Here is a 13,631-nt window from a genome sequence, read left to right as displayed (position 1 = left end):
AGGAAACCAAAATGAAACAAACTTAAATTTTTCTTTTGAAGATAGGTAGACCAAGTTTACTTGCGATTTTATATGCTAAAGCTTCCCCTTCCACACTGAATGCCCAATAAAATAGTGATTGAATCGGATGATTTTTTCGTATTGAATTAATAGCTTTGATTATCAACTCTTTAGCTATCCCCTTTCCCCTGAATTCAGGCAGAATCAGGATAGAGCAAAGATAAATCGCATCGTATTTTTCGTTTTGGGGAGTTTCCGAAAGAATGCCGCGTTCGCTAAGCTCGCCGGAAATAAAATTTTGCATGATTTGTTCTGTCGTTGGAATAATCAACAACCATGCGATCGGTCCATCTTCATTCCGCTCTTCCGATAATGTATTAGGATGAATTTTTCGAAGCAGATCGATCGTTTCTTCATTAACAGATATCTGAGAAGGATCATTATCCATTGCGAAAAATTCTTTCGCTAACTCTTGCATCCTTTTAAAATTATCTTTGGGCATAGTTAATCAGAACTCCGTTATGGATCGGATCTTTCTGAATATTTTTACTTCATATAATCTTCCACCGGCGGACAGGCGCAAATCAAATCTCTGTCACCTTGAACATTATTCACGCGCCCAACCGATACCCAGAATTTTCTTTCCCGCGTCCATTGAGTGGGGTAAGCGGCTTTTTCACGGGAATAAGGTAACTTCCAATCATTCGCAACTACCATATCGGCAGTGTGGGGCGCGTTCTTCAAAACATTGTTTGCTTTATCGGCTTTACCTGTTTCGATTTCTTCAACTTCTTTCCGAATTGCAATCAGCGCGTCGCAATACCTGTCGAGCTCTTCCTTCGATTCACTCTCAGTCGGCTCGATCATCAGTGTGCCTGCAACGGGGAACGATGTAGTCGGTGCATGAAATCCGTAATCCATTAATCGTTTTGCAACATCTTCAACTTCTATATCTGCGCTGGCTTTTATCGGACGAAGATCAATTATAAATTCATGCGCGACCCGCTCATTTTTACCGGTGTAAACAATTGGATAATATTTTTTCAATCTCGATGCCATGTAGTTCGCATTCAGGATAGCAAGTTCTGTTGCTCTTTTTATTCCTGCGGCTCCCATCATCCTAATATACGCCCATGAGATTGCAAGAACTCCGGCACTGCCCCACGGCGCCGCTGCAACCGGACCAATTCCTTTTCCGCCGTTTATTGAAATAACAGGGTGAGTTGGTAAATATGATATCAAATGTTTAGCAACTCCGATCGGACCTACTCCGGGCCCTCCACCGCCGTGTGGAATAGCGAAAGTTTTATGCAAATTCAAATGACAAACATCCGCCCCCAATTCTTGCGGTCGACAGAAACCAACTTGCGCGTTCATATTTGCGCCATCCATGTATACCTGTCCGCCGTTCTCATGAACGATTTTGCAAATATCTTTAATCCCTTCTTCAAATACACCGTGAGTGGAAGGATAAGTCACCATCAGTGCGGATAAGTTTTCCTTGTGCAGTTTAGCTTTCTCTTTTAAATTATTTATATCGATGGAACCATCATTCATCGCTTTCACAACAACTACATCCATGCCTGCCATAACCGCACTGGCGGGATTTGTTCCATGAGCCGAAGACGGTATCAAGCAAACATTTCTGTGACCTTCTCCTCTATTTTCATGATATGCTTTGATCACGAGCAGGCCGGTATATTCACCCTGCGCACCGGAATTCGGTTGAAACGAAATCGCATCGAAACCTGTAATTTCTTTCAGCATCGCTTCCAGCTTATTGAATAATTGATGATATCCATTCGCCTGTTCAACTGGTGCAAACGGATGTATTCTGCTGAACTCTCCCCAGCTAACCGGAAGCAGTTCTGTTGTGGCATTTAATTTCATTGTGCAAGAACCAAGAGGTATCATACTGAAAGTAAGTGATAAATCTTTCGATTCAAGAGAGCGAATATATCTCAGCATCTCCGTTTCAGAATGATGCGAGTTGAAAACCTTATGTGTAAGGAATCCGGAACTCCGTTTCATCTTACCGTTGTATCCGGATATTTCTTTTGTGCTGGGGTTGCGTGCATCTAAATCGATCGATTTCTTATGAGCAAATATTTTAAGCAACGAGTTGACTTCGTCGATGGTGGAAATTTCATCCAATGATATCCCTACAGAACAATCATCAAACCAGCGCGTATTGAATTTTTGAGAATGCATAGCCGGTTCAAGGTACAATCTCATTTCCCGATCGCATCCGACATGAATCGTATCGAAATAATCGTCATGAATAATATTATAACCCAATTGCTTTAAACCGTTCGCCAACACTTTAGTAAGATTGTGAATTCGATCTGCGATACCCTTTATTCTATTGGGTCCATGATACACCGCATACATACTTGCCATAATTGCAAGAAGCACTTGCGATGTGCAGATATTAGATGATGCTTTTTCGCGACGAATGTGTTGTTCTCGTGTTTGAAGCGCCATTCGCAAAGCCCGCTTTCCGCGTGTATCAACGGAGACGCCAATTATTCGTCCCGGAATAAATCGCTTGAATTCTTCCTTCGTCGCGAAAAAGGCTGCATGAGGTCCACCATACATCAGCGGGACACCGAAACGTTGAGTAGAACCGACCGTACAATCTGCACCAAATTCTCCGGGCGGTATCAAAAGTGTCAAGCTAAGTATATCGGCTGCGACAACTACGAATGCACCTGCAGCATGCGCTTTATCGCAGAATGATTTATAGTTATAGATTGCTCCATCCGAAGCCGGATATTGTAGAAACGCACCGAATACTTTCGAGCTGAATTCAAATTTTTTCCAATCACCAACTACAATATCGATGCCGAATGGCTTCGCCCGGGTTCGCACAACTTCAATATTTTGGGGATGACATTCATCCGATACAAAAAAGATCCCACCCTGGGGACGGCCCTTTACAAGGTAAAACATCGTCATCGCTTCGGCAGCGGCTGTCGCTTCATCCAGAAGCGATGCGTTGGCTATTTCCATCGATGTTAAATCGATAACCATCGTTTGAAAATTAAGAAGAGTTTCCATTCTTCCCTGGGCAATCTCTGCCTGATACGGAGTGTACTGCGTATACCATCCGGGATTCTCTAATATATTACGCTTAATTATGGTCGGAGTTATTGATTCATTAAATCCCATACCTATCAGAGATCGGAATATGTGGTTTTTTGAAGCGATCTCTTTTATCTCACTCAGAGTTTCAAACTCGTTCAGTGGTGAATCTAATCTGAGAGGACTCTCAGATCGGATTTGTTTCGGCACAACACTATCGATGAATTCATCGAGCGAGTGTGCACCGACCTCTTTCAACATCATTTCAATTTCATTTTGATTGGGACCGTTATGACGGTTTGAGAATTGTTCGGGTGCATCTATATGATTTGACATAAAAATTCAATGACTTAAGTTGTTAATGATAAATTTTAGATAATTGGATCGGAAAATAGAATAAAACATTAAAGAAGGACGAACTGAAGGAAGAGAGAAGAAAACGATAACCCGATGCGAACATCAAGTGTTTCTGCCCTCCTTAACCAAATAGAGGAGGTTATCTTCAACTTTGTAATAAAGGGGTGCAACAAGAATTTTAGGATAGCGAAGCCGAAGCCGATTTACCTCGCTCAACAAGAAATCGATTTCATTCCCTATCTCAAACATCGGCGCGTACTGATAAAAATGTTCTTCGGCAGAAACGCGATCCCATCCGGCTCTGTCAATCAATCCTTGCACAAATTGCTTTTTTCGTGCCATTATGTTTACCATACCGCAATGATTGTGCGCGATGAGTGCTAAAGAAGAAACTTCACCTACCGATATGGCATAGGATATTTTGAATTCGCTGTAACGTAAATTAGCGCCTCCGGTTCGCATGATGAAAGCAAAATTGTCAGGGATATGAAGATACTTACGGTTATCCATGCACATGCCGATTAACATTTGCGCGCTAGTTACATTCTCGAACGGCAGTCCAAGATTATGATACTGTAAAAGAAGATCAATGGGGCTATTTCGATATTCAGAGAATATATCTTCTCTTGAAATTATTTTTACCAGCCGATTCACAAGATGAAGATTGATATTATTTGCCGATTAATTCCCGATATGATTTTGCGTCGAGTAACTCAGCAATTTCAGATATTTCGGTAATCTTTAATTTCAACATCCAACCTTTACCATATGGATCTTTGTTGACAAGTTCGGGAGCTTTCTCAAGTTCCGAGTTAATTTCGATTACCTCACCGGATATAGGTGCAAAAAGATCTGAAACCGCTTTGACCGCTTCAATCGTCCCAAAGCTGTCGCCCTGTTTCACTTGTTTCCCAATTTGAGGAAGCTCAACGAAAACTACATCGCCAAGTTCACCTTGGGCATATTCTGTTATACCCACAACACCCGTATTGCCTTCAACACGAATCCATTCGTGGTCTTTGGTGTATTTAAGATTTTCTGGAAACGTCATAAGAAATACCTCTGAAAATTTAGTTAGTCTTTGTTGTAATGTTTTTCGATAAAACTTGTATCATAAATACCGCTGCGAAAAACTTTATTCTGCATAACCTTACGATGGAACGGTATTGTAGTGTGCACTCCTTCGATGGTGAACTCTTCGAGCGCACCGGCCATTTTATCTATAGCTTCATCCCGAGTCGGCGCAAAAACAACCAACTTTGCGATCAATGAATCGTAGAATGGAGGAATTTTATAACCTGCATAGCAATGAGTATCGACACGAACACCATAGCCGCCTGGAAGATGGAATCCTGTGATCTGCCCTGGAGACGGTCTGAAATCATGATCCGGATCTTCCGCGTTTATACGGCATTCAATCGCGTGACCGCGCGGTTTAAATTCTTTCTTGCGCAACTTCTCACCCATGGCAATTTCGATTTGCAGTTTAATTAAGTCCATACCTGTGACTTGTTCGGTAACCGGATGTTCAACCTGAATACGGGTATTCATCTCCATGAAGTAAAAATTTTTATTCTTATCGACAATAAATTCTATTGTTCCGGCACCTTCGTACCTCACTCCTTTGGCACCTTTGATGGCAGCGGTTCCCATGGCGAGCCGCATTTTGGGATCGACTATGGGTGATGGAGATTCTTCTACAAGTTTTTGATGACGTCTTTGTATGGTACAATCACGTTCATTCAGATGGATGGCATTACCGTATTGATCACCAAACACCTGTATTTCTATATGCCTCGGTTGCTCCACAAATTTTTCGATATACAAATCGGGATTGTTAAAAGCTGCACCGGCTTCATTGCTTGCCATCTGAAATAATTTTTCGAATTCACTTTCTTCGACGACTATTCTCATTCCTTTACCACCCCCACCGGCAGTCGCTTTTACCATGACAGGAAAACCGATTGATTTCGCGATTTCGAAAGCTTCTTTCACATCCCTTATAACTCCATCGCTGCCGGGTACAACGGGCACTCCGGCTTTTCGCATCGTATCTTTGGCTAAAGCTTTATCACCCATCGAAACTATTGCCTCGGGAGATGGACCGATAAATTTTATTTCTTGTGATTGACAGATTTCAGAAAATTGAGCATTCTCTGCGAGGAAACCATAACCCGGATGAATGGCATCCGCATTTGTAATTTCTGCGGCAGAAATTATTCTAGGAATATGTAAATAACTCTCTCTGCTTGGCGGCGGACCGATGCACACAGCTTCATCCGCGAACTTCACGTGTAGCGATTCACGATCACCCTCGGAATAAACCGCAACAGTTTTTAATCCAAGTTCACGACAAACGCGAATAACACGAAGCGCAATTTCTCCACGGTTCGCTATGAGAACTTTTTTAAACACGATATTCTTTCATTGATAATCGAAATAGTTGGAAAATTATATTAAACCGGTTCGATTAAAAATAGTGTTTGATTATATTCAACCGGCTTGGCGTTTTCAACTAATATCTTTACAATCCGACCCGATACATCCGACTCTATTTCGTTCATCAATTTCATAGCTTCGATAATGCAAAGAACCTGTTTGGGCTGAACCACAGTTCCTACCTCGACATAAGAATCAGCGTCCGGCGCGGGTGCGCGATAAAACGTACCGACGATCGGAGATTTAACCTCAATCAGTTTTGATTCAACCTTGGGTGCAGTCTCCTGGTTAGGTGTTACGGTTTGCACATCAGTTTTCGCAGGTTGATGTGCCGGAGCAGAGATCAAATGAGGTTGGTGCACCATTTGAATGGGTGATGAATTTTGATGCGGATTTTTTGCAACACGGATTTTTAAACCCTCCTCTTCGATCTCGATTTCATCAACCGTACTTTGCTCAACAATCTTTACTAATTTTTTCAGATACGTAATATCCATACGATCTCCTGAATATAGTGAATAAAGAGATTTGGTTAGATTTTTACCCGTTCTAAATAACTACCGGTCCTCGTATCGACTTTAATGGTGTCGCCTTCGTTTATGAAGAGAGGAACATTGATCACCGCTCCGGTTTCAACTTTAGCGGGCTTTTGGGCACCGGTGGCTGTATCACCTTTAACCCCTAGAACCGTTTCAACAATTTTTAATGTTACGTTCAAAGGTATCTCTGTAGAGATTATATCAGTTCCGTTAAAATTGATAATAATATTCTCGGTTTCTTTTAAGAACTTTGCTCCGTCGCCTATTAATTTTTCATCAACATTAATTTGGTCGTACGTTTCTTTGTCCATGAAAACGTAACTTGTGCCATCGTGATATAAATATTGAAATTCTTTTGATTCAATACGAACAACTTCGATTGATTCACCCGCTCTGAAGCGGGTTTCGATTACTTTGCCAGATTTTAGACTTTTCAATTTTGCTCGAACGAACGCGCGCCAATTACCCGGATTTACGTGTTGAAATTCAACGATCGTCCATAAGTCATTATCCATGCGTATTGTTAAACCGGTTCGAAAATCGGATGTTGATGCCATAAAACTCCAATGGATTTAGAAATATTGCAGATTTTGTATTTGTTGGAGTTTTAAAATACAAAGAATGGGGTTGAAAGTCAAGGATTTGAATTGCTTTTATCCCAAAAGATTCATACTATTATTCCAATTTTATAATATGAAATATTCTAAATATATCGTTTTTTGCTTCCTAATCATTGTTTATGGATGTTCAAAGAATTCGAATCCATCAACCGGAATTCTGCCGGAATCAACTTTCGTTGCTTATTTTGCAGATTCATTGGTATTAGGAGAATATCAAAAAATTTCTGGTTTTGATTCTACTGAGTGGAAACATAAGATAGACTCGCTTCGAGAGCATTATCAATGTAAAATCGAGTTGCTTGAAGCAACCCATCAACATTATCGGAAAAATCTTACGCTTTGGGATTCTTTATTTACCATGGTTAACTGTAGATTGGAATTACACCAACAAAAAGAACTTCAAAAAAATCAAAATATCAATAAAAAAGAATAGTTCAGTCTGAGGTAAAAATATCAGATAAACAGGAGAGTGATTTCATAAGCTATAGCGCCCACCATGGCAGATGCGGGGATTGTGAGAATCCAAGCAATGATGATGTTGCCTGCAAGTCCCCACCTAACACCCGATAAACGTTTTGTAGCCCCAACACCCATGATAGCACCGGTGATCGTATGAGTTGTGCTAACGGGGATGCCACCCCAGGCAGTTATCAAGAGTGTGATGCCGCCGGCGGTTTCGGCGCAGAAACCACCCGATGGTTTTAGTTTTGTTATTTTTTGTCCCATAGTTTTTACTATTCTCCAACCACCGAACAAAGTCCCGAGTGCGATGGCGAAGTGAGATAACAGAATGACCCAGAATGGCACCTCAAAAGTTTGTAAAAATCCGGCTGTTACCAGTAATCCGGTAATAATGCCCATAGTTTTCTGAGCATCGTTGGTTCCGTGTCCCAAACTATACAGAGCCGCAGACATCAATTGTAATTTCCGGAACCGCTGATTTATCTTTACTGATGGTCTATCATGATATATCCACGTTAAAGCGAGCATCAGTAGAAATCCCATTATCATACCCATCATCGGTGCAAGGATAATAAAGATCAAAGTTTTCGTCCATCCTCCGAATAATATAGCGCCTAATCCGGCTTTCGCTACAGCAGCTCCTGCATACCCGCCCATTAAAGCATGAGAGGAACTGGTTGGCAACCCGAAATACCAGGTGATAATATTCCAGACAATAGCGCCGATCAAACCGCTCATAATTACATATTCTGAAACGACGTTAAGTTCAATCAAACCTTTGCCGAGTGTTTTTGCTACATGAACATCGAACATGAAAGCGGCAACGAGGTTGAAAAATGCCGCCCACATCACCGCTTTACGCGGAGTCAATACTCGCGTGGATACGATAGTTGCGATTGAATTTGCAGAATCATGAAATCCATTCAGGAAATCGAAGACAAGCGCAATGAAAACAATTATGACAACAAGTGTCAGCATATTATTCTAGAATATTTATCCATGTTTGATAAGTAAACCCTCCATAACATTTGCCGCGTCTTCGCATGCATCCGTAGCAGTTTCTAAAACGACATATATTTCTTTTAGTTTGATTATCTGTACGGGATCTTTTTCATTTTCAAACAGATCGGCTATCGCTCTATCGAAAACAGAATCGGCCTGGTTCTCGAATTCATTTACCTTCCTAAGAATTTTCTGAAGCTCATCGGCTTTCCGGAAATCCCGAAGCAACGATATACCTTTTTGTAATTCAAGAATCGAATTATATAAAATTTCCATCAGGTTTTTCATAGCAGAAGTGCATTTGGATACTTTATACAAAACAAATCGCGATGCAGTACCGTCTATTAAATCCATTACATCATCAAGGGCAGAAGCAAGCAAGTGGATATCCTCACGGTCAAACGGAGTCACAAAAGTGGCATTCAGTTCTGCATAAATTTTATGTGTTACGGCATCACCACGATGTTCAAAATCGTGTATCTCATCCATAATTCTCTGATGTTCCGACGGAGAACAGGTTTGCAGTTCATGTAATTTTTTTGAGGCATCCACCAAGTTTTGGGCAGATTCTTCAAAAAAAGCATAGAACTTTTCATCATGTGGAAGCAAAACTTGTATTAAACGATCTAATCTCATTGATATCCTCGCGCGATAATAAATGCAGTATTAATAGCGTTAAAATGTACTCATTCTTACAATGAAATTCAAGACTTTTTAGAAATAATTTTGGTGCCAATAATTTCTATAATTGAACTCGCTATTTTAAAAAAGAATTCATATATTGTGGCAATATTAAGAGTGACTCTTCTATCGGAGCATATCTTTACACTGCTCTATTTATCCGAAAATTTATCTCCACAAGTATTAACAAAAGGATAATTTATGTCGATACTTAAAAAACATGAACTAAACCATACTGCTGAATTCAAACAGCGTCGGGCATTGAACTGGGCTACGCTTGGTTTAACCTATGCTTCAATGTACATGGCGCGGTATAATTTTGCATTCGCGAACAAAGATTTATCAGACACCTACGGATTTTCTAAAACCGAGATCGGTTCAATCATCACATTCGCCACTCTTTTTTATGGACTCTCCGCGATGTTCAACGGTCCCCTCGCCGATCGGATAGGTGGAAGAAAAGCTATGTTAATAGGAACGATAGGTGCCTTTGGTTTCAATATTGCGTTCGGTGTTGGCGCTTATCTCGGATTTCTTGGAACAGGAACATTATTACTCGGATATTTCGCAACAGTCTGGACGCTTAACATGTACTTTCAATCGTACAGCGCATTGGCGATAATCAAAGTCAATTCGGCATGGTTCCACGTTAGCGAGCGTGGTGTATTTTCAGCCATCTTCGGATCGATGATACAGATGGGACGATTCGGAGTGTACGCACTCATGACAATACCGTTCGTGGTTCTTTTACCATGGCAGTGGAAATTTTTCTTACCGGCGATTTTTGCCGCTTTCTTCGCCTTCATGACTTTCTTATTCGTTAAAGATACACCTAAAGATTCAGGTCTACCCGATTTTGATCCGCAAGATGCAACAAGCGGTGATACCGAAAAAGTAACTTTTAGTTACGTGGCAAAAAAAGTTTTTACAAATCCGATAACGATAACAATTGCCATCGCCGAATTTTGCACAGGCCTCGTAAGAAAAGGTTTCGAAGAATGGTTCCCCAGATATATGCAGGAAGTTCAGAACCTTCGGCTCGATAATCCAATATTTCAAAGAAACGCGTTAGCCATCGTGCTTGCCGGAGTTGGTGGAGCATTCGCAGCGGGAATGATGTCCGATAAATTATTTAAAGCACGCAGACCACCTGTTGCATTTATTGGATATGCATGTCAAATTATCAGCTTAACAATTGTGTGGATTGCACCAAGTTTAGATCTTGTAATTGCCGCGTTCATCTTAAATTCGTTCGCGATATCTATGGTACATTCAATGTTATCCGGAACGGCGTCCATGGACTTCGGTGGTAAGCGTGCCGGAGCCACCGCTGCGGGTTTGTTTGATGGAATGCAATATGTGGGTGGTTCGATTATGGGTTACGGGATGGGATATCTCCTTGATTCATACGGCTGGGGAGTTTGGGGTCCAAGCATGATAGGATTTGCCGTTGTGGGTGCCATGTTGATGTTGAAATTATGGAATGTTGTACCTAAATCTAAATTAAAAGGCAGTGGACATTAACTGCCCACTGCCTCTGATACATTCAATCGTAGAGAGATTCTTTCTACAAAATCAACTTATTCCGTCTTGAGCTTTATTTAAAGTAAATTTCATCACAGAACCGTTTCCTTCATCACTCTCGACCCAAATTTTTCCGCCGTGGGCTTCGACAATCTCTTTGCATATCCAAAGCCCTAAACCGGCTCCTTTAATCTCCCGCGACTGTCCTGTTTCTACCCTTGAAAATTTTTGGAATAATTTTCCAATCTGATCGCGTGGAATCCCAATTCCCTGATCGGATACAGATACCAATAATTGCTCCGGTGATAAATCATCGATAGTTATTTTAACCAACCCACCGCGGGGTGAATATTTAACCGCGTTACTGACTAAATTTTGAATGACTTGCCGAAGTTTCGTCTGATCACCTTTAATGAATGCGACATTTGGATCAATTTTGTATTCAACCTTGTGCCTCGCTGTATAGCGAACCATGGAAATAGCATCCTGAACTAACCGTTCTATATTGACAATTTTGAAAAAATAATTTAATTGCCCGGATTCGATTTTCGTAATTGATAAAGTATCTTCGGCTAATTGGTTCAAGCGATTCGCCTGATCGACTATAATCTGCAAATATTCTTTGATGCGTGGGGCTTGTTCAACGGCTTCATTTTTCAACAATGCACGTCCGGCAAGTATGATACTGGAGAGAGGTGAACGAAAATCGTGCGAAACAATTCCGAGAAATTCAGATTTCATCTTGTCGAGCTCAGTCAACTTGATATTCGCTTTGCGTATCTCGTCATACAGCTTGGCATTCTTCATTGCACTCCCGAGCTGATCCGAGAGTGTTTCTAAAACAACAACATCAGTTTCATCGAACGCGTGGAGTTTTGTATCTTCAATATTCAAAACGCCAACAACATCTTTATCAATCATAATCGGAACAGTCAGTTCGGATCGTGTGTTGTGATATTCGTATGCAATATACCGTTCATCTTGAAGAACATCGTTGCATAAAATCTTCTCACCATTTTTAAAAACCCAACCGATTAAGCCGCTATCGATGCTTTGCTTATAACCATGCGGTAGAAAATCTATGAAACTTCCCGAATGCGCTGCCAGCTCAACGAACGAACTGTCATCGGTACGAAGAAAAACAGTAACGTCAAAATAATTGAATGTCTTTTGAACCATCGATGCAGCGGTTTTTAACAATTCATCCAGTTGAAGAGTCGAACTCATTTGCCGCGATATGTTATTGATCAATTCAATTTGATTGATACGTTTCCTCGTGTCTTCAAATATGGAAGCATCTTTTAAGGATGTCGCGACATACAATCCCATCAACTGAGCGATTGCGGCGTCCGCTTCGGTGTACAGATGTGGTTTCAGTGAACCGAACGTCAATGATCCGATCACTTCATTACCGGTTTTCATCGGAACAACAAGTATCGACCGAATGCCGAGATCCTGCAATCGTCCTTCAATGGCATGGCTAAATTTAAGTGCCGATTCTATTTCTCCGATAAACGATGCTTGATTTTTCACCACCCAACCCGGAATTCCTTCATCAATAAGAAAATGTTTATGATCGAGTTCGCTCGCATCGGCGATCTGTGAAATGGAATATATCGCGTAATGTGTTCGAGTCTGATTCAACAAAGATACAAAACAAACATCATAAGTGAGCAGCCATTTTGCTTCAGAGCGTAAGATATTCAGAATTTCTTCACGCGATTTTGTATTATCAAATTTCGAAGCTACGTCATGTATGGTATTTAATTTTTGCAGTAAACCTGTACCATGTACAACCCCTTGAACTTTTTCTTTGACGTTCTCAGTGTTTTTCGGTTCTTTCAACGTGTCCTCTTCAGGTGATTGATTTTTTCTTGATCCTGAACTACTTCACCAAGAATAAAAGGCACCTCACCTGCCTCATGTAAAGTTTCCATGATTTTATCCACGCCGCGCTTCGAAGTAATTATAACAATTCCAACCCCCAAATTAAAAACTTTCCGCATTTCATCTTCCGGTACATTTCCGGTTTTTTGAATCACCCGGAAGATTGCTGGCCGCTCCCAACGATTCCAATCGATTTTGAGAGAACAGCCATTAGGGATTACTCGTTTGGTATTTCCAACAATCCCTCCGCCTGTTATATGAGCAAACGAGTGAACTTCGGCTAAGGGAGATATTAGGCCAATCGCTTTCAGATAGGAACGATGTACCTTCAACAATGCTTCGCCAATTGTTGATCCAAGTTCATCGATATAGTCGTCGACTTCATACCGTTCAAATAATACTTCGCGTGCTAACGAATATCCGTTCGTGTGAAGTCCGTTGGAAGGTAAACCTATCAGCACGTCGCCAGCTTTTACTTTTTTAGCATCGAATATTTTTTTTCTGTCAGCAACTCCAACAATTGTACCTGCTATATCATATTCATCATCACGATAAAATCCAGGCATTTCAGCTGTTTCTCCACCTATCAAAGCACAACCGTTTTCACGACATGCTTTCACCATACCGGCAACTACGCTTTCGGCAACTGCAGGTTTCAGTTTGCCTGTTGCAAAATAATCTAAGAAAAATAATGGTTGGGCGCCGCAAACGGCAATATCGTTGACACAATGATTAACAAGGTCTTGACCGATTGTATCATGCTTATCGAGAAGGAATGCGACTTTTAATTTTGTCCCAACGCCATCAACGCTCGAGACAAGAACAGGTTCTTGAATTTTTCCGAATTTCGCGTCATAGAATCCGCCGAATGCTCCTATACCCGATAATACAGCATCTGAGAAGGTTGTTGCAACATTATCTTTGATGCGTTTGACGAAATCATCACCGGCATCTATGTTAACTCCCGCTTGTTCATAACGTTTTACCAAGCGAATCCTATCTTTTTATGAATTAATTTCGATTAATATAATCATTT

General features: G+C 41.0%; 13 protein-coding genes. 2 read left to right on the top strand and 11 right to left on the bottom strand.

The features are described 5' to 3' along the window. Positions 1-22: 22 nt before the first annotated feature. From HZB59_04880 to efp, 7 genes are all read right to left on the bottom strand, one after another. Complete coding sequence (locus HZB59_04880; GenBank protein ID MBI5020749.1) at positions 23-502, bottom strand: GNAT family N-acetyltransferase; 480 nt, start codon at positions 500-502, stop codon at positions 23-25. Between the two features lie 44 nt (positions 503-546). After that, positions 547-3,420, bottom strand: a complete 2,874-nt coding sequence (gcvP, locus tag HZB59_04875; protein ID MBI5020748.1) for an aminomethyl-transferring glycine dehydrogenase — start codon at positions 3,418-3,420, stop codon at positions 547-549. 123 nt (positions 3,421-3,543) lie between these two features. Continuing rightward, the gene (locus tag HZB59_04870; protein MBI5020747.1) at positions 3,544-4,095 is read right to left on the bottom strand and encodes a carbonic anhydrase; all 552 of its coding nucleotides are present in this window, start codon (positions 4,093-4,095) and stop codon (positions 3,544-3,546) included. Between the two features lie 16 nt (positions 4,096-4,111). Then, the gene (gene gcvH, locus HZB59_04865; GenBank protein MBI5020746.1) at positions 4,112-4,492 is read right to left on the bottom strand and encodes a glycine cleavage system protein GcvH; all 381 of its coding nucleotides are present in this window, start codon (positions 4,490-4,492) and stop codon (positions 4,112-4,114) included. Positions 4,493-4,515: 23 nt separating this feature from the next. Then, complete coding sequence (accC, locus tag HZB59_04860; GenBank protein ID MBI5020745.1) at positions 4,516-5,856, bottom strand: acetyl-CoA carboxylase biotin carboxylase subunit; 1,341 nt, start codon at positions 5,854-5,856, stop codon at positions 4,516-4,518. Positions 5,857-5,897: 41 nt separating this feature from the next. Continuing rightward, positions 5,898-6,377, bottom strand: a complete 480-nt coding sequence (accB, locus tag HZB59_04855) for an acetyl-CoA carboxylase biotin carboxyl carrier protein (protein ID MBI5020744.1) — start codon at positions 6,375-6,377, stop codon at positions 5,898-5,900. A 35-nt stretch (positions 6,378-6,412) separates the two neighbouring features. Continuing rightward, entirely contained in the window at positions 6,413-6,976 is a 564-nt protein-coding gene (gene efp / locus HZB59_04850; protein ID MBI5020743.1) for an elongation factor P, read from the bottom strand. 136 nt (positions 6,977-7,112) lie between these two features. Between efp and HZB59_04845 the strand changes: the two genes are divergently transcribed. Continuing rightward, a complete protein-coding gene (locus HZB59_04845) occupies positions 7,113-7,472 on the top strand; it encodes a hypothetical protein (protein ID MBI5020742.1) in 360 nt (119 codons plus the stop codon). Positions 7,473-7,492: 20 nt separating this feature from the next. On the opposite strand, the gene HZB59_04840 is transcribed toward HZB59_04845, so the two are convergent. Both HZB59_04840 and HZB59_04835 read right to left on the bottom strand, forming a co-directional pair. Next, the gene (locus tag HZB59_04840) at positions 7,493-8,479 is read right to left on the bottom strand and encodes an inorganic phosphate transporter (protein ID MBI5020741.1); all 987 of its coding nucleotides are present in this window, start codon (positions 8,477-8,479) and stop codon (positions 7,493-7,495) included. 15 nt (positions 8,480-8,494) lie between these two features. After that, complete coding sequence (locus HZB59_04835) at positions 8,495-9,139, bottom strand: DUF47 family protein (GenBank protein MBI5020740.1); 645 nt, start codon at positions 9,137-9,139, stop codon at positions 8,495-8,497. A 246-nt stretch (positions 9,140-9,385) separates the two neighbouring features. Between HZB59_04835 and HZB59_04830 the strand changes: the two genes are divergently transcribed. Further along, a complete protein-coding gene (locus HZB59_04830; protein ID MBI5020739.1) occupies positions 9,386-10,708 on the top strand; it encodes an MFS transporter in 1,323 nt (440 codons plus the stop codon). 51 nt (positions 10,709-10,759) lie between these two features. Here HZB59_04830 and HZB59_04825 read toward each other — a convergent pair whose 3' ends face one another. Next, positions 10,760-12,553, bottom strand: coding sequence for a GAF domain-containing protein (locus HZB59_04825; GenBank protein ID MBI5020738.1), 1,794 nt, complete (start codon positions 12,551-12,553; stop codon positions 10,760-10,762). After that, the gene (locus tag HZB59_04820) at positions 12,550-13,584 is read right to left on the bottom strand and encodes a phosphoribosylformylglycinamidine cyclo-ligase (protein ID MBI5020737.1); all 1,035 of its coding nucleotides are present in this window, start codon (positions 13,582-13,584) and stop codon (positions 12,550-12,552) included. Before HZB59_04820 ends, HZB59_04825 begins: the two co-directional genes overlap by 4 nt. Positions 13,585-13,631 lie beyond the last annotated feature (47 nt).

This window comes from Ignavibacteriales bacterium, from assembly GCA_016214905.1.
Taxonomy (GTDB): Bacteria; Bacteroidota; Ignavibacteria; order UBA10030; family SZUA-254; genus PNNN01.
This window is presented reverse-complemented; position numbering and strand designations above follow the sequence as displayed.